The 26376-nt window shown below is 71.9% G+C and carries 22 protein-coding genes, 1 pseudogene and 1 riboswitch; of the genes and pseudogenes, 9 read left to right on the top strand and 14 right to left on the bottom strand.

From position 1 onward, the window contains the following. The first annotated feature begins 158 nt into the window (after positions 1-158). Both ADL25_RS08540 and ADL25_RS08535 read left to right on the top strand, forming a co-directional pair. The gene (locus ADL25_RS08540; RefSeq protein WP_059127039.1) at positions 159-2780 is read left to right on the top strand and encodes a helicase-associated domain-containing protein; all 2622 of its coding nucleotides are present in this window, start codon (positions 159-161) and stop codon (positions 2778-2780) included. A gap of 67 nt (positions 2781-2847) precedes the next feature. Further along, positions 2848-4491, top strand: a complete 1644-nt coding sequence (locus ADL25_RS08535) for a DNA repair helicase XPB (protein WP_059127038.1) — start codon at positions 2848-2850, stop codon at positions 4489-4491. 129 nt (positions 4492-4620) lie between these two features. On the opposite strand, the gene ADL25_RS08530 is transcribed toward ADL25_RS08535, so the two are convergent. Further along, positions 4621-4809, bottom strand: coding sequence for a hypothetical protein (locus tag ADL25_RS08530; RefSeq protein WP_059127037.1), 189 nt, complete (start codon positions 4807-4809; stop codon positions 4621-4623). 485 nt (positions 4810-5294) lie between these two features. Between ADL25_RS08530 and ADL25_RS08525 the strand changes: the two genes are divergently transcribed. Beyond that, positions 5295-7259 (top strand): HelD family protein, encoded by a 1965-nt coding sequence (locus tag ADL25_RS08525; RefSeq protein ID WP_234380747.1) that lies wholly within the window; start codon positions 5295-5297, stop codon positions 7257-7259. A 464-nt stretch (positions 7260-7723) separates the two neighbouring features. On the opposite strand, the gene ADL25_RS08520 is transcribed toward ADL25_RS08525, so the two are convergent. Together ADL25_RS08520 and ADL25_RS08515 are read right to left on the bottom strand one after the other, a co-directional pair. Next, positions 7724-8413 carry a copper homeostasis protein CutC gene (locus ADL25_RS08520; RefSeq protein ID WP_059127035.1) on the bottom strand — a complete coding sequence of 230 codons (690 nt, stop codon included), beginning with the start codon at positions 8411-8413 and terminating at the stop codon, positions 7724-7726. 106 nt (positions 8414-8519) lie between these two features. Next, a complete protein-coding gene (locus ADL25_RS08515; RefSeq protein WP_059127034.1) occupies positions 8520-9197 on the bottom strand; it encodes a maleylpyruvate isomerase family mycothiol-dependent enzyme in 678 nt (225 codons plus the stop codon). Between the two features lie 46 nt (positions 9198-9243). Between ADL25_RS08515 and ADL25_RS08510 the strand changes: the two genes are divergently transcribed. Beyond that, positions 9244-9888: a hypothetical protein gene (locus ADL25_RS08510; protein WP_059127033.1), complete on the top strand. Its 645-nt coding sequence runs from the start codon at positions 9244-9246 to the stop codon at positions 9886-9888. 109 nt (positions 9889-9997) lie between these two features. Continuing rightward, positions 9998-11065 carry a GNAT family N-acetyltransferase gene (locus ADL25_RS08505; RefSeq protein WP_059127032.1) on the top strand — a complete coding sequence of 356 codons (1068 nt, stop codon included), beginning with the start codon at positions 9998-10000 and terminating at the stop codon, positions 11063-11065. Here ADL25_RS08505 and ADL25_RS08500 read toward each other — a convergent pair. Together ADL25_RS08500 and ADL25_RS08495 are read right to left on the bottom strand one after the other, a co-directional pair. Then, the gene (locus tag ADL25_RS08500; RefSeq protein ID WP_059127031.1) at positions 11013-11333 is read right to left on the bottom strand and encodes a DUF4031 domain-containing protein; all 321 of its coding nucleotides are present in this window, start codon (positions 11331-11333) and stop codon (positions 11013-11015) included. The two genes, ADL25_RS08505 and ADL25_RS08500, sit on opposite strands and share 53 nt — an antisense overlap. After that, complete coding sequence (locus ADL25_RS08495; protein ID WP_059127030.1) at positions 11330-11713, bottom strand: hypothetical protein; 384 nt, start codon at positions 11711-11713, stop codon at positions 11330-11332. Before ADL25_RS08495 ends, ADL25_RS08500 begins: the two co-directional genes overlap by 4 nt. Positions 11714-11769: 56 nt before the next feature. On the opposite strand from ADL25_RS08495, the gene ADL25_RS08490 reads away from it, so the two are divergent. Beyond that, on the top strand, positions 11770-12708 hold the full coding sequence (locus tag ADL25_RS08490; protein ID WP_059127029.1) for a MurR/RpiR family transcriptional regulator: 939 nt from the start codon (positions 11770-11772) through the stop codon (positions 12706-12708). A gap of 52 nt (positions 12709-12760) precedes the next feature. Beyond that, complete coding sequence (gene murQ / locus ADL25_RS08485) at positions 12761-13696, top strand: N-acetylmuramic acid 6-phosphate etherase (protein ID WP_059127028.1); 936 nt, start codon at positions 12761-12763, stop codon at positions 13694-13696. A gap of 91 nt (positions 13697-13787) precedes the next feature. Here the strand turns inward: murQ and ADL25_RS08480 are convergent, their stop codons facing one another. The 6 genes from ADL25_RS08480 to thrC all read right to left on the bottom strand — a co-directional run bounded on the left by ADL25_RS08480 (position 13788) and on the right by thrC (position 20949). Further along, positions 13788-15281 carry an MFS transporter gene (locus ADL25_RS08480; RefSeq protein ID WP_059127027.1) on the bottom strand — a complete coding sequence of 498 codons (1494 nt, stop codon included), beginning with the start codon at positions 15279-15281 and terminating at the stop codon, positions 13788-13790. A 172-nt stretch (positions 15282-15453) separates the two neighbouring features. Continuing rightward, the gene (locus ADL25_RS08475; RefSeq protein WP_059127026.1) at positions 15454-16578 is read right to left on the bottom strand and encodes an NADH:flavin oxidoreductase; all 1125 of its coding nucleotides are present in this window, start codon (positions 16576-16578) and stop codon (positions 15454-15456) included. Between the two features lie 185 nt (positions 16579-16763). Beyond that, positions 16764-18386, bottom strand: coding sequence for a chaperonin GroEL (groL, locus tag ADL25_RS08470; protein WP_059127025.1), 1623 nt, complete (start codon positions 18384-18386; stop codon positions 16764-16766). Positions 18387-18695: 309 nt separating this feature from the next. Beyond that, on the bottom strand, positions 18696-18899 hold the full coding sequence (locus ADL25_RS08465; RefSeq protein ID WP_009339379.1) for a cold-shock protein: 204 nt from the start codon (positions 18897-18899) through the stop codon (positions 18696-18698). A gap of 449 nt (positions 18900-19348) precedes the next feature. Beyond that, positions 19349-19624: a MoaD/ThiS family protein gene (locus ADL25_RS08460; protein WP_059127024.1), complete on the bottom strand. Its 276-nt coding sequence runs from the start codon at positions 19622-19624 to the stop codon at positions 19349-19351. Positions 19625-19668: 44 nt separating this feature from the next. Next, the gene (gene thrC / locus ADL25_RS08455; protein WP_059127023.1) at positions 19669-20949 is read right to left on the bottom strand and encodes a threonine synthase; all 1281 of its coding nucleotides are present in this window, start codon (positions 20947-20949) and stop codon (positions 19669-19671) included. Positions 20950-20967: 18 nt separating this feature from the next. Further along, positions 20968-21122: riboswitch (SAM riboswitch) on the bottom strand. 207 nt (positions 21123-21329) lie between these two features. Between thrC and ADL25_RS08450 the strand changes: the two genes are divergently transcribed. Together ADL25_RS08450 and ADL25_RS08445 are read left to right on the top strand one after the other, a co-directional pair. After that, positions 21330-22274: a glucosyl-3-phosphoglycerate synthase gene (locus ADL25_RS08450; RefSeq protein WP_059127022.1), complete on the top strand. Its 945-nt coding sequence runs from the start codon at positions 21330-21332 to the stop codon at positions 22272-22274. A gap of 114 nt (positions 22275-22388) precedes the next feature. Further along, positions 22389-23819 carry an alpha,alpha-trehalose-phosphate synthase (UDP-forming) gene (locus tag ADL25_RS08445; RefSeq protein ID WP_059127021.1) on the top strand — a complete coding sequence of 477 codons (1431 nt, stop codon included), beginning with the start codon at positions 22389-22391 and terminating at the stop codon, positions 23817-23819. Between the two features lie 25 nt (positions 23820-23844). Here ADL25_RS08445 and otsB read toward each other — a convergent pair whose 3' ends face one another. The 3 genes and pseudogenes from otsB to ADL25_RS08430 form a co-directional block, all read right to left on the bottom strand. Further along, on the bottom strand, positions 23845-24690 hold the full coding sequence (gene otsB / locus ADL25_RS08440) for a trehalose-phosphatase (protein ID WP_059127020.1): 846 nt from the start codon (positions 24688-24690) through the stop codon (positions 23845-23847). 62 nt (positions 24691-24752) lie between these two features. Next, positions 24753-24980 carry a DUF3263 domain-containing protein gene (locus ADL25_RS08435; RefSeq protein WP_059127019.1) on the bottom strand — a complete coding sequence of 76 codons (228 nt, stop codon included), beginning with the start codon at positions 24978-24980 and terminating at the stop codon, positions 24753-24755. Positions 24981-25016: 36 nt separating this feature from the next. Beyond that, positions 25017-26242 (bottom strand): annotated as a pseudogene (locus tag ADL25_RS08430) (ABC transporter substrate-binding protein). Positions 26243-26376 lie beyond the last annotated feature (134 nt).

Genomic DNA, 26376 nt, shown 5'->3' with positions numbered 1-26376 from the left:
CCCCGGACCTTGTATCGGTCCGGCCGGCCCCGCCCTGGAGCCCTCCGCCCGGCTTCGCCCGGGCGGAGGGATCCCCGCGACGTCCCGGTCGCGTCCCGACCGGGCTGAACGGTGTGCACCTCCGCCCCACCGCGACAACACCCGCTACCGTGGACCGGATGACCCCCGAGGAGCGCTCACGCAAGGAATCGCCGGGCACGGGAAGCGGCGCCGCCGCACCGCGCTCACTGGCCGAGTCCCTGCGCGCGCGGGACGACGTCTCCCTGTCCGCCCTCCTCCGCGCCCGCCCGGACCTCATCACCCCGGTCCCCACCGACCTCACCCAGCTCGCCACCCGGGCAGCCACCCGGGCGAGCGTCGTCCGTGCGCTCGAGCGCCTCGACCGGTTCGCCCTGCAGACCGCGGAGGCCCTGGCCGTCGCCGGCGACCCCGCCACGTACGAGGAACTCCTCGGCCTGATGGCCGGTGACGACGGACCGCAGGCCGATCCCCTGGTCGCCGAGGCCCTGCCCCGCGCCCTCACCACGCTGCGCGACCAGGCCCTCGTCTGGGGCGCGGACGACCGGCTGCGGCTCGTCCGCACGGCCCGGGAACTGCTCGCCCCGTCCCCGCAGCACCCCTCGCCCACCGGCCTCGGGCCCACGGTCGCCGAGGCCGCGGGCGGCATGTCCCCGGGGCGGATCCAGGAGATCCTGACCGCGGCCGGACTGCCCGCCACGCACGACGCCGTGTCCGCCATGACCTCCCTCTCCGAGCTGTTCGGCGACCGCGCCCGTATGGCCGCGCTCCTCGAGAAGGCTCCGGCCGAGTCCCTCGAGGTGCTGTCCCGGCTGGTGTGGGGCCCGCCCTACGGCCAGGTCACCCCCAACCCCGCGCCGCGCCTGCGCTGGTTGCTGGACCGCGGCCTGCTGCTGCCCTCCCCCAGGCTGTCGGCCGGACTCGAACAGGGCAGGCCCCCCGCCCCCGGCACGGTCGTCCTGCCCCGTGAAGCGGCCCTGCATCTGCGGTCCGGCCGAGCGCACCACCACACGGAGCCGCTGCCGCCCGTCGTGGAGGCCGCCGCCACCCACTCCGCGCACATGGTGGACGCGACCGCGGCCGGTCAGGCCTACACCGCGCTCGCGACCGTCGAGGAGCTCCTGAAGGACTGGGACGAGGGCGGCCCTTCGGTACTGCGCGCGGGGGGCCTGAGCGTACGGGACCTGAAGCGGACCGCCGTGGCACTCGACGTGTCCGAGCCCGTGGCCGCCTTCTGGGTCGAACTCTGCTATGCGGCGGGCCTGTTGGCGTCCGACGGCGAGGCGGACGAGCGCTACGCGGCGACCCCCGCGTACGACGAGTGGACGGAGCTGCCCCCCGCCGGGCGCTGGACCCGGCTGGCCACGGCCTGGCTGACCGCGACCCGCACCGCGGGCCTCGTCGGCGGCCGGGACGCGAAGGACCGTGCGCTCTCCGCGCTCGGCCCCGGCCTGGACCGCTCGGCCGCCCCTGAGGTCCGCCACCGCGTCCTGACGCTGCTGGCCGGACTCCCCGAGGGCGCCTCCGCCGCGCGGGAATCCGTCCTCGCGCGGCTCCGCTGGGAGCGCCCGTTGCGCGGCGACCGGCCCGCGGCCGACGACCTGCGCAGCCGGCTCGCCCAGTGGACGCTGTCCGAGGCGGAGCTGCTGGGCGTCACGGGCCGCGGCGCCCTGTCCGGGCACGGCCGTGCCCTGCTCGGTGAGCGCCCGGACCACACCCCGCCCGCCGAGCCGACCGGTCCGGGCGACAAGCTGCCCGTCCACCGGCAGCACCACCGCCCCGCCCCGTACGAGCCCCTCACGGCCGCCGAACAGACGGCGGCCGCCGCCCGCGCCGCTCGTCTGCTCGCGCCCCTGCTCCCCGAACCCCTGGACCACGTCCTGCTCCAGGCGGACCTGACGGCGGTGGCGCCCGGCCCGCTGGAGCGACCGCTCGCCGACATGCTGAACGTGCTCGCGGACGTCGAGTCCAAGGGCGGCGCGACGGTCTACCGCTTCACACCGGCCTCCGTGCGCCGCGCGCTCGACGCGGGCCGTACGGCCTCCGATCTGCACGCCTTTCTCGCCGCGCACGCGCGCACCCCGGTCCCGCAGCCGCTCGCGTACCTGATCGACGACGTGGCCCGCCGGCACGGGCACCTGCGGGTCGGCGCCGCCTCCGCGTATCTGCGCTGCGACGACGACGCCCTGCTGAGCGAGATCCTCGCCGACAGGCGCTCGGCCGGCCTGCGCCTGCGCAGGCTGGCCCCGACGGTCCTGGCCGCCCAGTCCGATCCGGCGGTGCTCCTGGAGGGCCTGCGCACGATGGGCTTCGCCCCTGCGGCCGAGTCCGCCGAGGGCGACGTCCTGATCACCCGCGCCCATGCCCACCGCACCCCGCCCCGTACCCCGCCCGAGCCGGTCCCGGACGGCCCCCCGACCCCCGACACCACACTGCTGACGGCGGCCCTCCGCGCGGTACGCGCGGGCGACCTGGCGTCCACGGCGCCGCGCAAGCCGACGGGAGCCCCCGCCACGGGCGGCGATCTGCCCCGCACGACCTCGGCCGAGACCCTGGCCACCATGCAGGCCGCCGTCCTCACCGGCGAGTCCCTGTGGATCGGCTACGTCAACGCCGAGGGCAGCGCCAGCCAGCGGGTCATCGCTCCCATCCGCGTGGAGGGCGGCTTCGTCACGGCCTACGACCACACGGCCGACGAAGTGCGCACCTATCCGTTGCACAGGGTCACCGGGGTGGCCGAGCTGGCGGACGACCAGCTGTGATCACCCCCGTATGAGGCACACTGGACGTTTGGCCGCACGATCAGGCCACATGGAAAGGGTGCCGCGCGTGAATGGTCCGCTCATCGTTCAGTCCGACAAGACCCTGCTTCTCGAAGTCGATCACGAGCAGGCCGACGACTGCCGTCGGGCCATCGCTCCGTTCGCCGAACTGGAGCGCGCTCCCGAGCACATCCACACCTACCGGGTGACCCCGCTCGGACTGTGGAACGCGCGGGCCGCCGGGCACGACGCCGAGCAGGTCGTCGACGCCCTCGTGCAGTACAGCCGGTATCCGGTGCCGCACGCGCTGCTCGTCGACATCGCCGAGACCATGGACCGCTACGGGCGGCTGACCCTCAGCAAGCACCCCGCGCACGGCCTGGTCCTGACGAGCACCGACCGGCCGGTGCTCGAGGAGGTGCTCCGGTCCAAGCGGATCGCCCCGCTGGTCGGTGCGCGGATCGACCCGGACACCGTCGCCGTCCATCCCTCCGAACGCGGGCAGATCAAGCAGGTGCTGCTCAAGCTGGGCTGGCCGGCCGAGGACCTCGCGGGCTACGTGGACGGCGAGGCGCACCCGATCGAACTGCGCGAGGACGGCTGGGCCCTGCGGCCCTACCAGAAGCAGGCCGTGGAGAACTTCTGGCACGGCGGCAGCGGTGTCGTCGTGCTGCCCTGCGGCGCCGGCAAGACGCTCGTCGGCGCCGGTTCGATGGCGGAGGCCAAGTCCACCACCCTCATCCTGGTCACCAACACCGTCTCCGCCCGGCAGTGGAAGCACGAGCTGGTGAAGCGGACCACCCTCACCGAGGACGAGATCGGCGAGTACTCCGGCACACGCAAGGAGATCCGCCCGGTCACCATCGCCACCTACCAGGTACTCACCACCAAGCGGAAGGGCGTCTATCCGCACCTGGAGCTGTTCGACTCCCGCGACTGGGGCCTCATCGTCTACGACGAGGTGCATCTGCTGCCCGCGCCCGTCTTCAAGTTCACGGCGGACCTGCAGGCACGGCGGCGGCTCGGGCTGACGGCGACGCTGGTGCGGGAGGACGGCCGCGAATCGGACGTGTTCTCCCTCATCGGCCCCAAGCGTTTCGACGCGCCGTGGAAGGAGATCGAGGCCCAGGGGTACATCGCGCCCGCCGACTGCGTGGAGGTGCGGGTCAACCTCACCGACGCGGAGCGGCTCGCCTACGCCACCGCCGAGACGGAGGAGAAGTACCGGTTCTGCGCGACCACCGACACCAAGCGGAAGGTGACCGAGGCCCTGGTGCGGCGCTTCGCCGGGCAGCAGATCCTCGTCATCGGGCAGTACATCGACCAGTTGGACGAGCTGGGTGAGCACCTGGGCGCGCCCGTCATCAAGGGCGAGACCACCAACGCCCAGCGCGAGAAGCTCTTCGGCGCCTTCCGCGAGGGCGAGATCAGCGTGCTCGTCGTCTCGAAGGTGGCCAACTTCTCCATCGATCTGCCGGAGGCGACCGTCGCCATCCAGGTCTCGGGCACGTTCGGCTCCCGGCAGGAGGAGGCCCAGCGGCTGGGACGGGTGCTGCGCCCCAAGGCCGACGGCCATCAGGCCCACTTCTACTCGGTCGTCGCCCGCGACACCATCGACCAGGACTTCGCCGCCCACCGCCAGCGCTTCCTGGCGGAGCAGGGGTACGCCTACCGGATCATGGACGCCGACGAGCTGCTGGCCGAGAGCTGAGTCACCGGCGGGGCACGGCACGCAAAGGGTGCGCGCGGTCACGGTCCGTCGGAGGGCTGACCCGGCCCCGCGCACCCGGGCGGTGCCGCCCGGCTGTGGGATGCGGGCGGGCGCCCGGCGGGACGCCCGTCAGCGGCGGCTGCGGACCCCGGACTCCTCGCCGTACTCACCGAGGAGCACCACGTCGATCGTGGCGCCCACGAAGACCTTGACGGCACGCAGGGCGTTGCCGAGGCGATGGCGACGGTGGTCCCCGTCGAGGGCGGTCGCGCCGGGCGGAGGGCCGTGCCGGGCGGGTGTGAAGCTTGCTGCGCTCATGTCTCCATGGTGGAACCGCGTGCCCCGAACGGCGTCGGACCAAGGACGTAACCTTCCCGCCCGCCCCGTACCCCTCCGGTCTCCCCCATGTCGTACTCCGGAGGGACGCCGTCCCTTAGGGCACGGGGGTCGTCATCCCCGAGACGCCGAAAAATCCGTTGGCCACCACATCCACCCGTCACCTAGAATCCCCTCTCTTGCCCGCCTCCCTTCACGGAGAGCCGCCGTCCGGACGGAAACCGGACGGCACGACAGCCACCAGCCATCGCGAGGAGCCGCCCGGCGCGCGCACGCGCTCCGATCGGCCCGCCTCCCCTGTCCTCCCGGCACCGCGCGAACAGGGGAGCCCACCGCCCCGGAGGCACCTTTCCGTGTCCAGCCCGTCAGCACCGTCCGCCCCCGATCCTCTTTCCGCCCCCTCCTCGCCCGACCCGCTCACCCGCGAGCGCTCCCACCTCGCGCGGTCCCGGGCCGCGCTGCGCGCGATGCGCGAGGACGTGGAGAACCTCGACATCAGCGACGTCACCGCGAACTGGGTCAACGCCGAGGTCCTCGCCCGTCAGATCGACGAGCGCATCAAGGCCCTCGCCGACCTCAGCCACACCCCGCTGTTCTTCGGCCGCCTCGACTACCTCCACGCGCCCGGCGCCGACCGGGCCGAGGGTGCGGACGGCGAGCGCTTCTACATCGGACGGCGGCATGTGCACGACGCCGACGGCGACCCCATGGTCATCGACTGGCGCGCCCCCGTCTCCCAGCCGTTCTACCGGGCCTCGAAGAAGGACCCGATGGACGTCGCCCTGCGGCGGCGCTTCGGGTACACCGGCGGGGATCTCACCGCGTACGAGGACGAGCACCTCTCCGACCCCGCCGAGGCCGCCACCACCAGCAAGCTGCTCCAGCAGGAGATCGAGCGCCCGCGTGTCGGTCCCATGCGCGACATCGTGGCCACGATCCAGCCGGAGCAGGACGAGATCGTGCGGTCGGGGCTGTCGGGGACCGTCTGCGTGCAGGGGGGTCCCGGCACCGGAAAGACGGCCGTCGGCCTGCACCGGGTCGCGTACCTCCTCTATGCGCACCGTGAGCGGCTCGCCCGCACCGGCACCCTGGTCATCGGGCCGAACGCGTCCTTCCTGCACTACATCGAGCAGGTGCTGCCCGCGCTCGGCGAGCTCGCGGTGAAGCAGGCGACCGTCGACGACCTCGTCGCGCACGTCGAGGTGCGCGGCACGGACACCGCGGCCGCCGCCGTGATCAAGGGTGACGCGCGGATGGCGGAGGTGCTCCGACGGGCGGTCCGCTCGCATGTGACGATGCCCACCGAGCCCGTCATGGTGGTGCGCGGCTCCCGGCGCTGGCGGGTGCCGGCATACGAACTCGAGGAGATCGTCCGCGAGTTGCTCCAGCGGGACATCCGCTACGGCGCCGCCCGCGAGGCCCTGCCGCAGCGGATCGCGCACGCCGTGCTCGTACAGATGGAGCGGTCCGGGGAGGCCCCTGACGACCGTGTGCAGGACGCGGTCGCCCGCAACAGCGCCGTGAAGGCGGCGGTCAAGGCGGTCTGGCCGCCGGTCGACCCGGCGAAGCTGGTCCTGCGTCTGCTCGCCGACGCGGACTTCCTCGCCGCGCATGCGGAGGGGATGCTCGACGAGGAGGAGCAGAAGGAGATCCTCTGGGCGAAGCCCGCGCGGTCCGTGAAGTCCGCCAAGTGGTCGCCCGCGGACGCGGTTCTCATCGACGAGGTCACCGACCTGGTCCAGCGCACTCATTCGCTCGGGCACGTGGTCCTGGACGAGGCCCAGGACCTGTCCCCGATGCAGTACCGGGCGGTGGGCCGGCGCTGCACGACCGGTTCGGCGACCGTGCTCGGCGACCTGGCGCAAGGCACGACCCCCTGGGCGACGCGGAGTTGGCAGGAGGCGCTCGCGCACCTCGGGAAGTCGGACGCGATGGTCGAGGAGTTGACGGCCGGTTTCCGCGTGCCGACGGACGTGATCACGTACGCCTCCCGGCTGCTGCCGCACATCGCGCCGGGCCTGACACCGGTGGCGTCGGTGCGGGAGAACCCGGGCTTCTTCCAGGTGCGTGCGATCAGCGCGTCCGAGGAAGTGGTCGCCGCCTGCGCGGAGTTGCTGCGCAACGAGGGCTCGACGGGCCTGATCGCGGCGGACGGGAGGATCCCGGTGCTCGCCGAGGCGCTCACCGCTGCGGGCATCGATTGTCTGGGCCCCGGCGAGGAGACGACCCACGAGACCCGGCTGACCCTGGTCCCGGCGTCACTCGCCAAGGGTCTCGAGTACGACTACGTGGTCCTCGACGAGCCGCAGGCGGTCGTCGACGGCGAGCCGGACGAACGGACGGGTCTGCGCCGCCTGTATGTCGCGCTCACACGTGCGGTCTCGGGCCTGATCGTCACCCACGCGGCCCCGCTGCCGCCCGAGTTGGGCTGAGACGACCGGGGCCGTCACGGCACGGCCCCCGGTACGGGCCCGGATGCGCCGGGCGGCCGTCGCGAGCCCATCGGCACACGGCAGCCGCCCGAAGAAGCACCGGCCACGCGCCGGGGCGCCACCGGCCGGGGTCTCGGACTGCCATACGCCATACCCGAACACCTGCCGCCCGGCGGAGAACGATCCGCGCCGGGGCGCCACCGACGCCCACGGCACAATCAGACCTCCACGACCACGTCACACCCGAACGGCAACGGCCGGCAAAGGACGGTCCGCACCCCGGCGGCACCAGCGGCGCATCAACGGCCGTACGTCACATCCGAACACCAGCCGCCCGGCAAAGGGCGGTTCCGTACCGCCGCGCCACCGACCGGCCGGACGTCCACGACCGCGCGCCACACCCGCCCGCCGGCTGCCCGGCAAGGGCCGGTCCGCACCGCGGCGCCCCGTCCCCGCGGCCCCGGCTAGGCGTCGACCGCCGTGCGCCACACGCGTACGGCCTCTGCCGAGACCGGTGCGGTCCAGCCGTGCGGGCGGGCCGCCCCGCCGATGTGGAAGGCGTCGACGCCGACCGCGCGCAGCCGCGGCACATGCTCCAGGCGCAAGCCGCCGCCGACGAGGAGCCGCTGGGTGTAGCCGGGCTCCCCGTGCCGTGCGGCCTCGGTGATCAGGGTGGGCAGTCCGTCGTCCACACCGTCCCGCGAGCCCGCGGTGAGGTAGGTGTCCAGGCCCGGGAGCTCGGCGAGTTGCTTGCGCAGGGCGTCGCGGTCGGTGGCACGGTCGATCGCGCGGTGGAACGTCCAGCGGCAGCCGTCCAGCTCCGCGACCAGCCGCTCCACAGCACCGAGGTCCGGCCCGCCGTCCTCGCCGAGGAAACCGAACACGAACTCGTCGGCCCCGGCCGCGCGCAGCTCGCCCGCGGTACGGACGAGCGCCTCGAGGTCACCGGCCGCGAACCCGTCGCGCAGGCGGAGCATCACGCGCAACGAGATGCCGACGGCGGCGCGGATCCCGGCGAAGGTCTCGACCGGCGGGGTGAGCCCGTCGGCGGCGATGTCGGTGACCAACTCGAGGCGGTCCGCGCCTCCGGCCTGGGCGGCGAGCGCGTCCTCGACCCCGAGGGCGATCACCTCCAGGACTGCACGCGTGCTCATAGGACCCCTTTCCTTGGTGTTCCCCTGGAGCGACTACAGGTCTAGTCCAATCCAAAGGGTACGACGGCGGGGTGCCCGCGCGCGAGAAGATCACTCCGGGGACGGCTCAGCGGAAGAGGTTCAGCTCCTTCTCCGACACCCCCACCAGCTCGTACGACGCTCCCGTCGACGGACGGCCCGAGTAGAGCCGCACGAGCGTGGCGGAGCCGCCGAGGAACCGGGCCGGCGGCCGCTCGCCGTTCCTGTCGCCGAGGCGCAGAGGCTCGTCGACGTCGTCCAGGTCCGCGTGCAGCGGAACGTGCTTGCGCTCGCGGCAGACACGGGCCAGCAGCGTCAGCGCGTCGGGCAGTCCGTCGCCTCCGTACGCTCCCGGCTCCCCGAACGCGTCCCGGACGTCCCCGGCATGCACCCACTCACCGAGCGCGATCATGTCGAGCGGGCCGCCCGCCACGGCGATCGCCGCCCCCGCCTCGGTCATCCCGTGCTCCAGTTCGTCCACGACCCGGGCATTGGTCCACCCGGCACGTTCGGCGATGTCCCGCTCGTTCGCCTCGGGGCTGAACACGTCCTTCTCGAAGCGGTTCTCCACCACGCGCATCAGAGCCGCCGAGCAGTGCGCGAGCACATGCCGCACGGACCAGCCCGGACATGCGGCGGCAGGCAGCGCGAAGTCCGCGTCGGGACGGCCCCGCAGCAACGGGATCAGGGCGTCGCGCTCGACGGCCAGCAGCCGCCCGGGCAGTTCGGGGTCCCGTACGTCGTCGTGCAGGTCTGCAGTCGTCATGGGAGCCACGCTAGGGGCCGACCCGCCGGCACGGGAGAATGCGCGCATGACCGACCTCGACGCGTTGCGCTCCCGCTGGCAGCGCACCCTGCTCGCGGCCCGGGAGGGCGGCGGCCACCCCGATCCCCGCCTCTACGCCGACGACCTGCTGCGCCGCTGGTCGGAGCCCCAGCGGCGCTACCACACGACGGAGCATCTGAGAGCGGTCCTCGACCACGTCGACGTCCTCGAGGAGTACGCGGACGATCCGGACGCGGTGCGGCTCGCGGCCTGGTTCCACGACGCGGTCTACCTGCCCGATCGCTCGACGAACGAGGAGCGCTCCGCTCGCCTGGCCGAGCGGGCCCTGCCCGAGGCGGGGGTGGGGCAGCGCACGACGGCCGAGGTCGCCCGTCTGGTGCGTCTGACCGTCGGCCACTCCACGGAGCCGGGCGACGCCAACGGCGCCGTGCTGTGCGACGCGGACCTGGCGATCCTGGCGGCGGCCCCGCACGAGTACGCCGCGTACACGGCCGCGGTCCGTCAGGAGTACGGCTTCGTCCCCGACGAGGCGTTCCGCGAAGGCCGGGCGGCCGTACTGCGCGGGCTCCTGGATCTGCCCCGGCTGTTCCGCACGCCCTACGGGCAGCGGGAGTGGGAGGCGACGGCCCGCTGGAACATCGGGGCCGAACTGGAACTCCTCGGCGCCTGATCCGGGTCCGTCGCACGTCCGGGCCGCGCCGTTCGCGCCACCGGCCCGGGCCCGGGCCGCCGCGAAATCCGGTGGGGAGGGATGCACCCACCGGCCTATCCTCGCCCGCATGCGGAGCATGGGCGGGGAACGGGTGAGGGAAGCGGTCGCGGGTGCCGTTCAGGCGCTGCGCAGGGGCGTGGACCAGGACTGGAGCGAGGTCGGAGCGGGGCGCCTGGAGTGGAGCTGCCGCCGCACGGCCGAGCATGTGGCGGGCGATCTCATCGCCTATGCCGGGCAATTGACCGGACGCGCCCAGGACGCGTACGTCCCCTTCGAAATCACTCTCGAGGACGGCGCCGGCAACGAGGGAGCCCTGCACGTGATCGAGACGGCGGGGGCGCTGCTCGCCGCCGCCGTCGCCACCACGCCCCGCGAGGTGCGCGCCTTCCACCCGTACCCCTTCCGCAGCGCGGACCGCGAGGGGTTCGCGGCGATGGGCGTCGCCGAGGTCCTGCTGCACACTCACGACATGGCGACGGGCCTCGGCCTCGCGTACGAGCCGTCTGCCGAGCTGTGCGAGGACGTCCTGACCCGGATCTTCCCCCATGTGCGACCCGGCCCCGACCCGTGGCACACCCTGCTGTGGGCCACGGGCCGCGGCGATCTGCCGGGGCGTGCCCCGGTGTCCCGGTGGCACTGGAGCAACAACCCGGTGATACCCACCGAACGGCTCACTCTCCACGGCGTCACTCCGGCCGCCGCCGTCGATCTGCGCATGGGCGGCACAGGCGGCTTCGACTGGATCGGGGGCGGCCCCTACGAGGGCACCCGCGAAGCCGCCGGGATGCTCGTGAAGGCCTACGAGGCGGGCGTGCTGCGGCCGGAGTGGGGCGTCTTCGTCCTGGTGCGGTCCGAGGACGGCAGGGCGGTCGGGGGCATGGGCTTCCACGGCGCCCCCGACGAGGACGGACGCGTGGAGGTCGGATACGACCTGGTGGAGGGCGCCCGGGGCAACGGCTACGCGACCGAGGCGCTGCGCGCACTCGCCGCCCGGGCGCTGGCCGGGGACGGCGTGACGGAACTCGTCGCGAACGTCGAAAGGACGAACATCCCCTCGCAGGGCGTGGTCACCCGGTCCGGATTCACCCGGGTGGGCGAGGAGCGGGGGATGTACGCCTACACGCTGAGGCGCTGACCCCGAGGGGCGGCTGCTTGCGTCGGCGCAGTCCGGAGGCGTGCAGCAGCCGCACCACCTCACGGCTGGCGACCTCCACCGCCCCGGCCAGGACCGCGTCGGCGTACCGGTTCGAGGGCAGGTCGTAGTGGTCGCGTTCGAAGGCGCGGCGCGGCACGTCCAGCCCCGCGGCGAAGGCGTGCAGTTCGTCGTAGGAGACGTCGCTGATCAGATGCGACCACATACGGCCGTGGCCGGGCCAGGACGGCGGGTCGATGTAGATCGTCACGAGGACGGCGTCCCGCCCGTGGCCCGCCCGAGCGCCCCCACCGCGGCGACCTTCACGCCGGCCTTGTGACACACCCAGTGCGGGTCCGGCCCGAGCTCAGGCTCGACGTCCAGTGCGTGCGGGTCACCGGAGCCGCAGACGGGGCACAGCGGCCAGCGTCCGTACCGCTCCAGCAGGGCGTCCTGGACGTCCTGCGCCACCAGTCCCGCCACGTAGCCCGCGCCGTCGGGCCACTGCTCGACCCACCAGCGCCGCTGGGTGACGGAGTCCTCGACCAGTGAGACGACGTCCGCCTCGGCGACCTCCCCCGCGACCAGGTCGGCCAGCACGAGGGCGCGTGCGGCGTGCAGCGTCTGCTCCAGGGGACTGATGGGATCCATGCCCCTATTGTGCGCACTCTTGACCGGGCCTCCGAATGGAAAATATCTTTCACGGTGTGACCCAGGATGTGAAGGAAATTTTCGCGGGGTCGATGCGCCTGGACGCTCCGCCCGCCCCCGCCGCGCTCGCGGCCAAGGTGCGGACCCTCGCGCCCTCCATGACCCGGTCCATGCAGCGCGTCGCGGAGGCCGTCGCCGGTGACCCGGCCGCATGTGCGGCGCTCACGGTCACCGGACTCGCCGAGCTGACCGGCACGAGCGAGGCCACCGTGGTGCGCACGGCCCGCCTGCTCGGCTATCCCGGCTACCGGGACCTGCGGCTCGCCCTCGCGGGCCTCGCCGCCCAGCAGCAGTCCGGCCGCGCCCCCGCCGTCACCGCCGACATCGCGGTCGACGACCCCATCGCGGACGTCGTCGCCAAGCTCGCCTACGACGAGCAGCAGACCCTCGCCGACACGGCGGCGGGCCTCGACACCGTGCAGCTCGGCGCGGCCGTCGCCGCGCTCGCCACCGCACGGCGCATCGACGTGTACGGCATCGGGGCGTCCGGCCTGGTCGCCCAGGACCTGGTCCAGAAGCTGCTGCGGATAGGGCTCATAGCCCATGCGCACAGCGACCCGCACCTCGCCGTCACCAACGCCGTGCAGCTGCGGGCCAAGGACGTGGCCATCGCGATCACGCACTCCGGCTCCACCGGCGACGTCATCGAACCGCTACGGGTCGCCTTCGAGCACGGCGCGACGACCGTCGCGATCACCGGCCGCCCCGACGGCCCCGTGACGCAGTACGCCGACCACATCCTCACCACCTCCACGGCGCGCGAGAGCGAACTGCGGCCGGCCGCGATGTCCTCCCGCACGAGCCAGCTCCTCGTCGTGGACTGCCTGTTCGTCGGCATCGCACAGCGCACCTACGAGACCGCGGCACCCGCCCTGTCCGCCTCGTACGAGGCCCTGGCGCACCGGCACAGCCCACGAGGCGGAACAAAGCGCTAGCGCCGCCCGTCTTCCTTTCAGAGCTGCGCCGCACCGGAAAGAGCCGCCACCCATGACCACCTCGCCCCATCCCCATGGTCTTCGAGCAGAGCTGGAGACGCTGACCACCGAGGCGTTCCGGTCCGAGCTGGCCGAGATCGACCAGCTGCCGACGCTGGAGATCGCGAAGATCATGAACGGTGAGGACGCGACCGTGCCGGGTGCCGTCGCCGCACGGCTGCCGCAGATCGCCGCCGCGATCGACAGCATCGCCGAGCGGATGGCCCGGGGCGGCCGGCTCGTCTACGCGGGCGCGGGCACCGCCGGCCGGCTGGGCATCCTCGACGCCTCCGAGTGCCCGCCGACCTTCAACACGGACCCGTCACAGGTGGTGGGCCTGATCGCGGGTGGCCCCGGCGCGATGGTGACCTCGGTCGAGGGTGCGGAGGACTCCAGGGAACTGGCGGCGCGGGACCTCGACGCGCTGGCGCTGACGGACCGCGACACGGTGGTCGGCATCTCGGCCTCGGGCCGCACTCCGTACGCCGTCGGCGCGGTGGAGCACGCCCGGGCGCGCGGCGCGCTCACCGTCGGCCTGTCGTGCAACGCGGACAGCCCCCTCGCGGCCGCCGCCGACCACGGCATCGAGATCGTGGCCGGCCCCGAGCTGCTGACCGGCTCCACGCGGCTGAAGGCCGGCACGGCGCAGAAGCTGGCCCTCAACATGATCTCCACGATCACGATGATCCGTCTGGGCAAGACCTACGGGAACCTGATGGTCGACGTCCGCGCCTCCAACGCCAAGCTCCGCGCCCGTTCCCACCGCATCGTGGCGCTGGCGACGGGAGCGGCCGACGAGGAGATCGATCGCGCCCTGGCGGCCACGGACGGCGAGGTGAAGAACGCCATCCTGACGATCCTCGGGGGCGTGGACGGACCGTCGGCGGCACGGTTGCTCGCGGAGAGCGGCGGGTACCTGCGCGCGGCGCTGGAGAAGGCGGCGGGCTGACCCGGGGCGGCTACTGCCCCGGCCGTACGCAGTGCGCGGCGGCCGATCCCGTCGAAGCGGGACCGCGCGCCGCGCACCACGCGAGCCGGGGTTACGCCTTGGCCCCGGAGACCTTGCCCGCAGGCTCGTGCTCGCCCGCCCCCTCGGCGGGCGAGCCCTGCTCGGCCGACGGGGTGCGGCGCGGGATGAAGGACGCCACCACGAAGGCGAGGAGCGCGGCGCCGGCACCGATGGCCAGGACGGTCTTGAAGCCGCTCTCCGAGGGCAGGGTGGCGGGACCGAGGGTCGTGGTCATGTTGGCCAGGATGACGCCGGCCACCGCGCTCGCGGTCGATGTGCCGATGGACCGCATCAGGGTGTTGAGGCTGTTGGCGGCCCCGGTCTCCGACGCGGGGACGGCGCCCATGATGAGCGCGGGCATCGCGCCGTACGTGAAGCCGATGCCGCAGCCGATGACGCAGGAGACGAGCACGAGGTGCCAGACCTGGTCCATCAGCACGATGTTGATGCCGTAGCCGGCGGCCACGATCAGCGCGCCGATCATCAAGGTCACCTTCGGGCCCCTGGCGCGCGAGACGGCGGCGGAGACCGGTGCGGTCGCCATCATCACCAGACCGGACGGAGCCATGACCAGGCCGGCCGTCAGCAGTGACTTGCCGAGGCCGTAGCCGGTGGCGGCGGGCAGCTGCAGCAGCTGCGGCAGGACGAGGGACATCGCGAACATCCCGAAGCCGAGCGCCACCGAGGCGAGGTTGGTGACCAGCACCTGACGGCGGGCGGTGGTGCGCAGGTCCACCAGCGGCTCCCGCACGCGCAGTTCGAAGACGCCCCACACCAGCAGGATCACGACGGCGGCCACGAACAGGCCGAGGGTGGTGCCGCTGCCCCAGCCCCAGTCGGCGCCCTTGGAGATCGCCAGCAGCAGGCACACCAGACCGGCCGCCATGCCGAGGGCGCCGAGCACGTCGAACCGTCCGCCCGTGCGCACCTCCGACTCGGGCACGAACACCAGGACGAGGACGGCGGCGACGGCGCCGAGCACGGCCGAGGTCCAGAACAGCATGTGCCAGTCGAAGTTCTCGGCGATGACCGCGGCGGCGGGCAGACCGAGGGCGCCGCCGACACCGAGCGAGGCGCTCATCATCGCGGTCGCCGAGCCCAGCCGCTCGGCGGGCAGCTCGTCGCGCATGATGCTGATGCCGAGCGGGATCACACCGGCGGCCATGCCCTGCAGGACGCGTCCCACGATCACCGGCGCCAGGGCGTCGCTGAGGCCGACCGCGACCGAGCCGATCACCAGCATGGACAGGCCGACCAGCAGCATGCGGCGCTTGCCGTACATGTCGCCGAGCCGGCCCATCACCGGGGTGGCCACGGCGGCGGCGAGAAGGGTGGCCGTGACGGCCCAGGCGGCGTTCGCCGGCGAGGCGTGCAGGAGCTTCGGCAGCTCCGGGACGATCGGGATCACCAGGGTCTGCATCAGCGAGACCACGATGCCACCGAAGGCGAGCACCGCTACCAGGGCGTTCGATCTCGGCGCCACGGTCGTTCCGTCCCCGGCGGGCCGGGCGGGTGCGTCGGGCATGGCAGGAGCCTCCGTGGGAGTGCAGGTGTGCTTGACTCAGGCAACCTTAGTCCCGTTTGATTGACTTAAGCAAGTTAAATTGCGGACGGCCGCCAGGAGTCCGGAGGTGTCTGCAGGACGGCGGGCGGCGCTCCCCTTCGCGAGCGCCGCGCCGGTCCCGTCGGGTGCCCTCTCAGCTCAGCGTCTTCAGCGCCGCCGCGTCGTAGGGCTTCACCTCGTCGAAGCGGTCGGTCAGGACCTTGGCCGCCCACTCGGGGTCCTGGAGCAGTGCGCGGCCGACGGCCACCAGATCGAACTCGTCGCGCTCGAGGCGGTCCAGGAGGTTGTCGATCCCCTTGACCGGAGCACCCTCGCCCTGGAAGCCCCTGAGGAAGTCGCCGTCGAGGCCGACCGAGCCGACGGTGATGACCTGCTTGCCCGTCAGCTTCTTGGTCCATCCGGCGAGGTTGAGGTCGGAGCCCTCGAACTCCGGCAGCCAGTACCGGCGGGTGGAGGCGTGGAAGACGTCCACACCCGCCGCGGCCAGCGGGGTCAGGATCGACTCCAGCTCCTGTGGGGTCTGCGCGAGCCGGGCGTCGTAGGCCTCCTGCTTCCACTGCGAGTAGCGGAAGACGACCGGGAAGTGGGGGGAGACCGCCTCGCGCACGGCCGCGACGATCTCGGCGGCGAACTTCGTACGGGCCACCGGGTCTCCGCCGTAGGCGTCGGCGCGGCGGTTGGTGCCGGCCCACAGGAACTGGTCGAGCAGATAGCCGTGGGCGCCGTGCAGTTCGACACCGTCGAAGCCGATCCGCTCGGCCTCGGCGGCCGCGGCGGCGAAGGCGCCGATGACGTCGTCCAGGTCCTGCTGCGTCATCGCCCGGCCCGCGCCCTCGGTCCCGTCGAGGCGCAGCCCGGATGGACCGACGGCGGGGGCGTCCGCGAACGGCGGCTGGCCCTGCCGCCGCACCATGCCCATGTGCCACAGCTGGGGCATGATCGTGCCGCCCGCCGCATGCACCGCCTCGGCCACCCCGGCCCAGCCCGCCAGCTGCTCCTCACCGTGGAACCGCGGGATGCGGCTGCTCTGACCGGCCGACTCGTGGCCCACGTAGGTGCCCTCGGTGACGATCAGCCCGACACCGGCGGCCGCGCGGCGCGCGTAGTACGAGACCACGTCCTCACCCGGGACGCCTCCCGGCGAGAACTGGCGGGTCATGGGCGCCATGACGATCCGGTTGGGAACGTTCAGGCCGTTCAGCGTGACGGGGCGGGCCAGGATGCCGGCCGCGCGGGATGCGGAGGGGGTGACGGTCACGTGGGGGAGCTCCTCGGCAGGGGGTCGATCGGGAGACCATGTGGTATGTGCACATGCATCGACCAGCATACCCAACGGTCGGTCGACCTCCGGGTGACCCTGGACACGCCAGAGGGCGGCACCCCCTGTCTCCAGGGAGTACCGCCCTCGGTGTGATCGGACCGGGTCCGAGCCTGGGATCAGGCTCAGAAGTCCATGTCACCGCCCGGCATGCCGCCACCGGCAGGCGCGGCGGCCTTTTCCGGCTTGTCGGCGATGACGGCCTCGGTGGTGAGGAACAGCGCGGCGATGGAGGCGGCGTTCTGCAGAGCGGAACGGGTCACCTTCGCCGGGTCGATGATGCCTTCCTTGACCAGGTCGACGTACTCGCCCGTCGCGGCGTTCAGGCCGTGACCCGGGGTCAGGTTGCGCACCTTCTCCACCACGACGCCGCCCTCGAGGCCGGCGTTGACGGCGATCTGCTTCAGCGGGGCCTCGAGCGCCAGCTTGACGGCGGCGGCACCGGTGGCCTCGTCGCCGCTCAGCTCCAGCTTCTCGAAGACCTGGGAGGCCTGGAGCAGGGCCACGCCACCACCGGCGACGATGCCCTCCTCGACGGCCGCCTTGGCGTTGCGGACGGCGTCCTCGATGCGGTGCTTGCGCTCCTTGAGCTCGACCTCGGTGGCGGCACCGGCCTTGATGACGGCCACGCCGCCGGCCAGCTTCGCCAGGCGCTCCTGCAGCTTCTCGCGGTCGTAGTCGGAGTCGCTGTTCTCGATCTCCGCGCGGATCTGGTTCACGCGGCCCTGCACCTGCTCCGGGGAGCCGGCGCCGTCGACGATCGTGGTCTCGTCCTTGGTGATGACGACCTTGCGGGCGCGGCCCAGGAGGTCCAGGGTCGCGTTCTCCAGCTTGAGGCCGACCTCCTCGGAGATGACCTCGCCGCCCGTGAGGATGGCGATGTCGCCGAGCATGGCCTTGCGGCGGTCACCGAAGCCCGGGGCCTTGACGGCGACGGACTTGAAGGTGCCACGGATCTTGTTGACGACCAGGGTCGACAGAGCCTCGCCCTCGACGTCCTCGGCGATGATCAGCAGCGGCTTGCCCGACTGCATGACCTTCTCCAGCAGCGGGAGCAGGTCCTTGACCGAGGAGATCTTCTGGTTGGCGATCAGGATGTACGGGTCGTCGAGGGCGGCCTCCATACGCTCCATGTCGGTGGCGAAGTACGCCGAGATGTAGCCCTTGTCGAAGCGCATGCCCTCGGTGAGCTCGAGCTCGAGACCGAAGGTCTGCGACTCCTCGACGGTGATGACGCCTTCCTTGCCGACCTTGTCCATGGCCTCGGCGATCAGCTCGCCGATCTGGGTGTCGGCGGCGGAGATGGAGGCCGTGGAGGCGATCTGCTCCTTGGTCTCGACGTCCTTCGCCTGCTCCAGCAGGGCGGCGGAGACGGCCTCGACGGCCTTCTCGATACCGCGCTTCAGGGCCATGGGGTTGGCACCGGCGGCCACGTTGCGCAGGCCCTCGCGGACCAGCGCCTGGGCGAGCACGGTCGCCGTGGTCGTACCGTCACCGGCGACGTCGTCCGTCTTCTTGGCGACTTCCTTGACCAGCTCGGCGCCGATCTTCTCGTACGGGTCCTCGAGCTCGATCTCCTTGGCGATGGAGACACCGTCGTTGGTGATCGTGGGGGCACCCCACTTCTTCTCGAGGACGACGTTGCGGCCCTTGGGGCCGAGGGTCACCTTGACGGCGTCCGCGAGCTGGTTCATGCCGCGCTCGAGGCCTCGCCGCGCCTCCTCGTCGAACGCGATGATCTTGGCCATGTGAAGTGGTCCTCCCAGGACTGGGGGTGATTACTTCGGACCGCGCCCGCGCCCGCGACGGACGGCCTCGGCCGGAGGTTCCCTGCCCCACCCGGTCCGCGGCCTCACCGACCCGGTCCTTCTTTTTGTCACTCTCACCTTCAGAGTGCTAACGCCAATGATTAGCACTCGCCCCGTCCGAGTGCAAGGCGCGGCCCTGTGAAGCAGGCCCCTGTGCCCCCGCGCGCCGCCGGACAGACCGAGGGGCTCGCACCCCAACGGGATGCGAGCCCCTCGACACGTCGATCAGTTCAGTCGTCGGCGCGTGCTTCAGCCGGCCAGTCGGACCATGTCCGCCTGCGGCCCCTTCTGACCCTGCGAGATCTCGAACTCGACCCGCTGGCCCTCTTCGAGGGTGCGGTAGCCGTCCATCTGAATCGCGCTGTAGTGGACGAAAACATCCGCACCACCGTCGACCGCGATGAAGCCGTACCCCTTCTCCGCGTTGAACCACTTGACGGTGCCCTGAGCCATGCCTAACTCCCCTATTACTGGCCCTTGCACAGATCCACACTTCGCGGATCCGGGTCAGACCTCACCCCCCAACGGTTGGGGGCGTGCGCCGGAACGCGTCGACCGCGGCTGAATGTATCTGTCCAACTGCCGTCTGCAACAGGTCAATCGGACGAGAATTCAGGGCATGACCGGTCGGGAATGTACGAAGAATTCGTCCGAATTCAGGGCAAGTCGGGCCCCGCGAAAGGAATGAATGGCGCAAAAGCCCTGCACACTTTGGCTACTTCTTATCGGGCGCACGGCAGCGACCGGAGGTGCCCGGCAGAGAGAGCGGGAACACGTTCCCCAACTGTACCTCGCTCAACCATGCAGAATTGCCCCCTCCGCTTGTCTCACGGAGAGGGCAATTCGATGAACTCTCGGTGACGTGCATTACCGAGGGTAACGATCACGCGGCTGAACGACCGTCAGCCACCCGCCACGGCCGGGATGATGGAGACGCCGGCGCCGTCCGGCGTCGCCGTCTCAAGACCCTGCTCGAAGCGGACGTCGTCGTCGTTGACGTAGACGTTGACGAAGCGGCGCAGCTTGCCCTGGTCGTCCAGGACCCGGGCGGCGATGCCGACGTGGTTCTTCTCCAGGTCGGCGATGACCTCCGCGAGGGTCCCGCCCTCGGCGGTCACCTCGGCCTGGCCGGCGGTGTAGGTGCGCAGGATGGTGGGGATGCGGACGTTGACGCTCATGGGGTGTGACCTCCGGTCGGGGTGCGGCTGGCGGGGACGGGCGCTCAACCGAGCCCGGCCTCGCGGAAGGAGTCGAGGTTCGGGCGGATCGTGGCGGTGACCCCGGTTCCGGCCACGGCGTCCAACGTCTTGAGGCCGTCACCGGTGTTGAGGACGACCGTCGTCTTCGCCGGGTCGAGGACGCCGTTCTCGATGAGCTTGCGCGTCACGCCGACGGTCACGCCGCCCGCCGTCTCGGCGAAGATGCCCTCGGTGCGTGCGAGCAGCTTGATGGCGTCGACGATCTCCGCGTCGGTCACGTCCTCCACGGCGCCGCCGGTGCGGCGGGCGATGTCCAGGACGTACGGGCCGTCCGCCGGGTTGCCGATCGCGAGCGACTTGGCGATGGTGTCCGGCTTCTGCGGCCGTACGACGTCGGTGCCCGCCTTGAACGCCACCGACACCGGCGAGCACCCCTCGGCCTGCGCACCGAAGATCTTGTAGGGCCTGTCCTCGACGAGCCCGAGCTTGATCAGCTCCTGCAGACCCTTGTCGATCTTCGTCAGCTGCGAGCCGGAGGCGATCGGGACCACGATCTGGTCGGGCAGTCGCCAGCCCAGCTGCTCGGCGATCTCGTACGCCAGCGTCTTGGAGCCCTCCGCGTAGTACGGGCGGAGGTTGACGTTGACGAAGCCCCAGCCCTCGCCCGCCGGGTCGCCGATCAGCTCGGAGCAGAAGCGGTTCACGTCGTCGTAGTTGCCCTCGATGCCGACGAGGTCGCCGCCGTAGATCGCGGCCATGACGATCTTGCCCTGCTCCAGGTCGTGCGGGATGAAGACGCAGGAGCGGAAGCCGGCACGGGCCGCCGCGGCGCCGACCGCGCCGGCGAGGTTGCCGGTCGAGGAGCAGGAGAGCGTGGTGAAGCCGAAGGCGCGCGCCGCCTCCAGCGCCTGGGCGACCACGCGGTCCTTGAAGGAGTGCGTGGGGTTGCCGGAGTCGTCCTTCACATACAACCCGCCGGTGACGCCCAACTCGCGCGCCAGGTTGTCGGCCCGGACGAGCTTGGTCCAGCCCGGGTTGAGGTTCGGCTTGTCGGCGACGTCCGCCGGGACCGGCAGCAGCGGCGCATAGCGCCAGATGTTCGCGGGACCCGCCTCGATCCGCTTGCGCAATTCCTCGGCGTCGTAACCCGAGAAGTCGTACGCGATCTCCAGCGGGCCGAAACACTCCTCGCAGGCGAAGACCGGGCCGAGCGGCACCCGGTGGCCGCACTCGCGGCAGGACAGCGCCGCTGCGGGGCCGAGGTTCACAGAGTCGGTGCTGCTTGCAACTGTCTGCACAGCCATGTCAGGCGAGGCCCTTTCTCCTCATCTTCCTCACGACGCATCTCGCCGTAAGACGGAATTGGCACCTTCCCGAGCCGGGAGCCTCGCGCAGTGATCAACACTGATCTACGAGACCGGCTGGAGGGTTGCCGGGGCTTCATCGGGCCGTGTCCCTCTGCCCCTCTGGATGAGCTGTATGCGGTTGTTTTACCGGTTATGAACCGCGGTGACCCCCGACATGCGTTGGTCACCGGCGTTGTTCAAGACTGTAACCGAAGGCCAGGACAGTTGAGAGAGTCGTCCGAAGCGCGAGATGGACACCCGACCCGCACCGACGGGAACACATCACTCGAAGATCTCTACTGCCACTACCGCCGTACGAACGTGAGGAGCCGCAGACTGTGCTGGAAGAAGTCGAGCGCTGGCTGAGCACCCGCTCCTGGTCCGTCACCGAGCGCCCGCTCCACCAGATCCTGGCCGCGAAGCGCGCCTCGGGCTCGACGGTCAGTGTCGTGCTGCCCGCACTCAACGAGGAGGAGACGGTCGGCGACATCGTCACCGCCATCCGCCGCGACCTCGTGCTGCGGGTTCCGCTCGTCGACGAGATCGTCGTCGTCGACTCGGGCTCCACCGACCGCACCTCCGAGGTCGCCGCCGCGGCCGGAGCGAAGGTGGTGCACCGCGACACGATCCTGCCGCGCATCCCGGCCGTGCCCGGCAAGGGCGAGGTCCTGTGGCGCTCCCTGCTCGTCACCCGCGGGGACATCGTCTGCTTCATCGACGCGGACCTCAGGGAGTTCTCGTCCGACTTCGTATCGGGGATCGTGGGCCCGCTGCTCACCGACCCGGGCGTGGACCTGGTGAAGGCGATGTACGACCGTCCGCTCGGCGGCGCGGCGGGCCAGGGCGGGCGTGTCACCGAACTGATGGCCCGCCCGCTGCTCAACATGCACTGGCCGCAGCTGGCCGGCTTCGTGCAGCCGCTCGGCGGCGAGTACGCGGCCCGGCGCTCGCTGCTGGAACGGCTGCCGTTCCCGGTCGGGTACGGGGTGGAGCTCGGCATCCTGGTGGACGCCCTGCACCTGGTGGGGCTCGACGCCCTCGCCCAGGTCGACGTGGGCGTGCGCAAGCACCGCCACCAGGACGGCCAGGCGCTCGGCCGTATGGCCGCCTCGATCTACCGCACGGCGCAGCTGCGCCTGGCCCGCGGCCATCTGATCCGCCCGGCCCTCATCCAGTTCGAGCGGGGCGACGGCGGTTTCGAGCCGCGCACGTATCAGGTGGACACGGAGGAGCGGCCGCCGATGGCGGAGATCGAGGAGTACGTGGAACACAAGGCGGCCTGAGGATTTTGGCCCGGCGGCGACGGTCCGCGACCGCGGCGGAACCCGTTGTATACGGCTCCGCATACGGCCGACGGGAACGTTTGAGCGTTTTGAGCTCGGGCTAGGTTTCGAGGCATGGCTTCCACGCATGCGGCATCCGTACTCGTCGCCTCCAACCGCGGCCCGGTCTCGTACGCGCTGGACGAGTCCGGCGGGCTCACCGCCAAGCGCGGCGGGGGCGGGCTGGTCTCCGGGCTCTCGGCCATCGGCCCGGACACGGACGCGGTCTGGGTCTGCTCCGCCCTGGGGGCCGGTGACCGCGAGGCAGTGCGGCGGACCGGCGGCGCGCTCGACACGGCCGACACCGGCGGCCGGCGGGTGCGGATGCTGGACATCGACCCGCAGGTGCACGCGGACGCCTACAACGGCATCGCCAACTCGGTGCTGTGGTTCGTGCACCACATGCTCTACCAGACGCCGCTGGAGCCGGCCTTCGGAGCGGAGTTCCGGCGCCAGTGGGCGGCGTACGAGGCCTACAACCGCGCGTTCGCCGAGGCGCTGGCGCAGGAGGCGGGCGAGGGTGCGGCCGTGCTGATCCAGGACTACCACCTCACCCTGGCCCCCCGGATGCTCCGCGGCCTGCGGCCCGATCTGCGGATCGGCCACTTCTCGCACACGCCGTGGGCGCCGCCTGAGTACTTCCGTCTGCTGCCCGACGACATCGCGGCGCAGGTGCTCGGTGGGATCCTCGGCGCGGACCGGGCTGCGTTCCTCACGCAGCGCTGGGCGGACGCGTTCACGGACTGCTGTCACGCGGTCCTCGGTCCCGGCATTCCCTCCGGCACCCGCATCGGCGTCCACGGCCTGGGCGCGGACGCCGACTTCCTGCGGCAGCGGGCCCACCGGCCGGACGTGGACGAGCGGATGGCGGCGCTGCGCAAGCAGATCGGCTCGGCCCCCGACGGCAGCCCGCGCAGGACGATCGTGCGGGTGGACCGCACCGAGCTGTCCAAGAACGTCGTGCGCGGACTGCTGGCCTACCAGGAGCTGCTGGAATCGCGTCCGGAGTGGCGCGAACGGGTCGTGCACATCGCCTTCGCGTACCCCTCCCGCCAGGACCTGGCCGTCTACCGCGACTACACCGCAGAGGTCCAGCGGGTGGCGACGGAGATCAACTCACGCTACGGCACGCCGGACTGGACCCCCGTCGAGCTGCATGTGAAGGACGACTTCGCGCGCTCGCTGGCCGCCTACCGGCTTGCGGACGTTGCGCTGGTGAACCCCATCAGGGACGGCATGAACCTGGTCGCCAAGGAGGTCCCGGTGGTCTCCGACGAGGGCTGTGCGCTGGTGCTGTCCCGGGAGGCCGGGGCGTTCGAGGAGCTGTCCGAGGACGCGGTGGCCGTGAACCCCTACGACATCGGGGGCATGGCGGCCGCGCTGCACGAGGCGCTGTCGATGGGGCCGGGGGAGCGCGCCGAGCGGACGAAGCGGCTCGCCGCGCAGGCCACGGCACTTCCGCCGGCCCGGTGGTTCCTTGATCAGCTGGCCGCGCTGGAGAGGTGACGGGGCCGCCACCGGCCGGGCCCGTTCACGCGAGCCCGTGTGCCAGTGACCTCACGAGCCGTACGATCCCCGGCGGGCCGTCGACCACCAGGTCCGCCCGTTCCGCCAGTTCCGTGACCTCGTCGCTGCCGCTGCACACCAGCAGACCGGGGACGCCGTCGGAGCGGAGCTTGTCCACCGCGGCGAAGGCGGTGAGGTCGCCGAGGTCGTCGCCCGCGTACATGACCGCGCCGGCACCGATCTCACGGACGTAATCCAGCAGGGCCACTCCCTTGTCCATGCCCGGTGGGCGCAGTTCCAGGACGAACCGGCCGGGTTCGACGATCAGTCCGTGGCGGGCGGCGAGACCGGCCAGGGGATCGCGGAGGGCCTCGAACGCGGCCTGCGGATCCCCGGCGCGACGGGTGTGCACGGCGACGGCACGCCCCTTCTCCTCGATCCACGTCCCCTCACGGGGGCCGATCGCCTCGAGGAGCGCGGGGAGTTCGGCACGGGCGGCGGCGACGCCGGGGTGGGGGGCGGGAGCCTCGACGGTGCCGGTGCGGGCGTCCCAGCGTTCGGCGCCGTAGTGGCCGAGGACCACGAGGTGTTCGAGTCCGGGCACCTCCGCGAAGCCGCCGTAGCGGACGGCCACGTCGGCGGGGCGGCCGGTGACGACCGCGACGGCGGCCACCCTCGGGGCGAGGGCCGCGAGGGCGGGCACCGCGTCCGGGTGGGCGCGGGCCTGGTCGGGGTCGGGGACGATCGGCGCGAGCGTCCCGTCGAAGTCGAAGGCGAGGACGGCCCGCCCGGGCCGGGTGAGGATCGCGTCGAGTCCGTCCCGCCCGGCCGGTGTGGCGGGCGTCGGCAAGGAGTCCGTGTGGCTGCCCATGGGACGACCCTATCCACGCGGGCCCGGCCTCACTCCTGGCGCGCCGCCCCCGCGCGTCCCGCTCAGCGCTCGGCGCGGCGGGACTCGCGGATGCGGCGGAGCCGGTTGACGGTGACCGGAGCGTGCGCGAGGGCTCTCGGGTCGTCGAGGAGGGCGTTGAGCAGCTGGTAGTACCGGACGGGGGCCAGACCGAGCTGCTCACGGATGACGCGCTCCTTGGCCCCCGGGCCCGTGAAACTGCGCCCTTCCAGCGCGAGGATGGCCTTGTCCCGGGCAGTGAGGTCGTCCATGGGGGAACCGTAGCCGGAAGGGCCGTCACCGCCCCGTCAGCCGGCGGAGCCGTCCGCGGTCACGGCCTCCCGCTGCAGCGCGCCCAGGACCGCCGCCGGGCTGCCTTCCGGACCGACGGCCTTGCCCACCTGCTGCTTGATGTCGGCGCTGACGGCCGCCCAGGACTTCTTGCCCACGGGGTACAGCTCGGAGCTCGGCAGCTCCTCGAGGAAGGGCGCCAGGTCCGCGTCCCGGTGCGACGCCGACATCGCCTCCTGCGCGGAGTGGGTCACCGGCAGCAGGTCGTACTCGCGCGAGAACGCCAGGACGTTCTTCTCGCCGTACACGTAGTCGAGGAAGTCGCGGATCCGGTCCTGGTGGCCGTTCTGCTTGAACGCCGTCATCCAGTCCGCCACGCCCATCGTGGACTTCGCCCGGCCGTCGACGCCGGGCATCGGCACCATGCCGAACTTCACGCCCTTGGCCGCCGCAGCCTTCATCAGGGAGGGGTGGCCGTTCAGCATGCCGACCTCGCCGCGGGTGAAGGCGGCGAAGGCGTCGGCGCGGTTCAGCTTCGCCGGCTCCACGGGCCCCGTCAGCCCCTTGTCGACCAGTTCGTCCTTCAGCCAGGTGAAGGTCGCCACGTTCTGGGTGGAGTCGAAGTTGTAGGAGCCGAACCGTCCAGATAGCCGTCACCGCCGCTCAGCAGCCACTGCATGGTCTCCGCCTGGGCCTCCTCCGGCCCCAGCGGCAGCGCGTAGGGGAACTTCACCCCCTTGGCCTTCAGCGCCCGCGCGTCCGCCGCCAGTTCACTCCAGGTCGTCGGCGCGGTGATGCCGGCCTGCGCGAACAGCGTCTTGTTGTAGAACAGGAGCCGGGTGGACGCCGCGAACGGCAGACCGTACTGGACCCGGTTCACCTTTCCCGCGTCGCTCAGCTCCGAGGCGAAGTCCGCCTGGACCGGGATCGAGAGCACATCCTCGGCCTGGTACAGCTTTCCGGCCGCCGCGTAGTCCGCGTACGCCCCGATCTGCGCCATGTCGGGCGCGTGACCCGCCGCGACCATCTCCTTGACCTTGCGGTCCACGTCGTTCCATGAGTAGACGCTCACGTCGACCTTGGTCCCCGGGTGCTGTGCCTCGAAGCCCCGGACCAGCTCGTCCCAGTACTTCTTGGAGCTGTCCGCCGACGACCGCCCGTAGTCCGCGGCCACCAGCCGCAGCGTCACGTCATCGGAGCCGGCCGACCCTCCGCAGCCGGCCAGAGCCCCTGTCACACCCATCGCGGACACCCCCGCGATCAGTCCCTTTCGCCATGTCGGCCTGCATGTCCTGCCCCGCTGCACTGCTCTTGACCAACCTTGCTGTCTCGCCATGTGGAATACCGACATAAGGTCTACACCATGTAAGTGGACTA

Source organism: Streptomyces sp. NRRL F-5122, from assembly GCF_001507435.1.
GTDB classification, from domain to species: domain Bacteria; phylum Actinomycetota; class Actinomycetes; order Streptomycetales; family Streptomycetaceae; genus Streptomyces; species Streptomyces lannensis.
This window is presented reverse-complemented; position numbering and strand designations above follow the sequence as displayed.

Bases quoted from the DNA above. Each gene is read 5' to 3' on its own strand.
- ADL25_RS08540 (WP_059127039.1), top strand. From the start codon at position 159: ATGACCCCCGAGGAGCGCTCACGCAAGGAATCGCCGGGCACGGGAAGC.
- ADL25_RS08530 (WP_059127037.1), bottom strand. From the start codon at position 4,809: ATGAGCGCAGCAAGCTTCACACCCGCCCGGCACGGCCCTCCGCCCGGC.
- ADL25_RS08525 (WP_234380747.1), top strand. From the start codon at position 5,295: ATGCGCGAGGACGTGGAGAACCTCGACATCAGCGACGTCACCGCGAAC.
- ADL25_RS08520 (WP_059127035.1), bottom strand. From the start codon at position 8,413: ATGAGCACGCGTGCAGTCCTGGAGGTGATCGCCCTCGGGGTCGAGGAC.
- ADL25_RS08515 (WP_059127034.1), bottom strand. From the start codon at position 9,197: ATGACGACTGCAGACCTGCACGACGACGTACGGGACCCCGAACTGCCC.
- ADL25_RS08510 (WP_059127033.1), top strand. From the start codon at position 9,244: ATGACCGACCTCGACGCGTTGCGCTCCCGCTGGCAGCGCACCCTGCTC.
- ADL25_RS08505 (WP_059127032.1), top strand. From the start codon at position 9,998: ATGCGGAGCATGGGCGGGGAACGGGTGAGGGAAGCGGTCGCGGGTGCC.
- ADL25_RS08495 (WP_059127030.1), bottom strand. From the start codon at position 11,713: ATGGATCCCATCAGTCCCCTGGAGCAGACGCTGCACGCCGCACGCGCC.
- murQ (WP_059127028.1), top strand. From the start codon at position 12,761: ATGACCACCTCGCCCCATCCCCATGGTCTTCGAGCAGAGCTGGAGACG.
- ADL25_RS08480 (WP_059127027.1), bottom strand. From the start codon at position 15,281: ATGCCCGACGCACCCGCCCGGCCCGCCGGGGACGGAACGACCGTGGCG.
- groL (WP_059127025.1), bottom strand. From the start codon at position 18,386: ATGGCCAAGATCATCGCGTTCGACGAGGAGGCGCGGCGAGGCCTCGAG.
- ADL25_RS08465 (WP_009339379.1), bottom strand. From the start codon at position 18,899: ATGGCTCAGGGCACCGTCAAGTGGTTCAACGCGGAGAAGGGGTACGGC.
- ADL25_RS08460 (WP_059127024.1), bottom strand. From the start codon at position 19,624: ATGAGCGTCAACGTCCGCATCCCCACCATCCTGCGCACCTACACCGCC.
- thrC (WP_059127023.1), bottom strand. From the start codon at position 20,949: ATGGCTGTGCAGACAGTTGCAAGCAGCACCGACTCTGTGAACCTCGGC.
- ADL25_RS08445 (WP_059127021.1), top strand. From the start codon at position 22,389: ATGGCTTCCACGCATGCGGCATCCGTACTCGTCGCCTCCAACCGCGGC.
- otsB (WP_059127020.1), bottom strand. From the start codon at position 24,690: ATGGGCAGCCACACGGACTCCTTGCCGACGCCCGCCACACCGGCCGGG.
- ADL25_RS08435 (WP_059127019.1), bottom strand. From the start codon at position 24,980: ATGGACGACCTCACTGCCCGGGACAAGGCCATCCTCGCGCTGGAAGGG.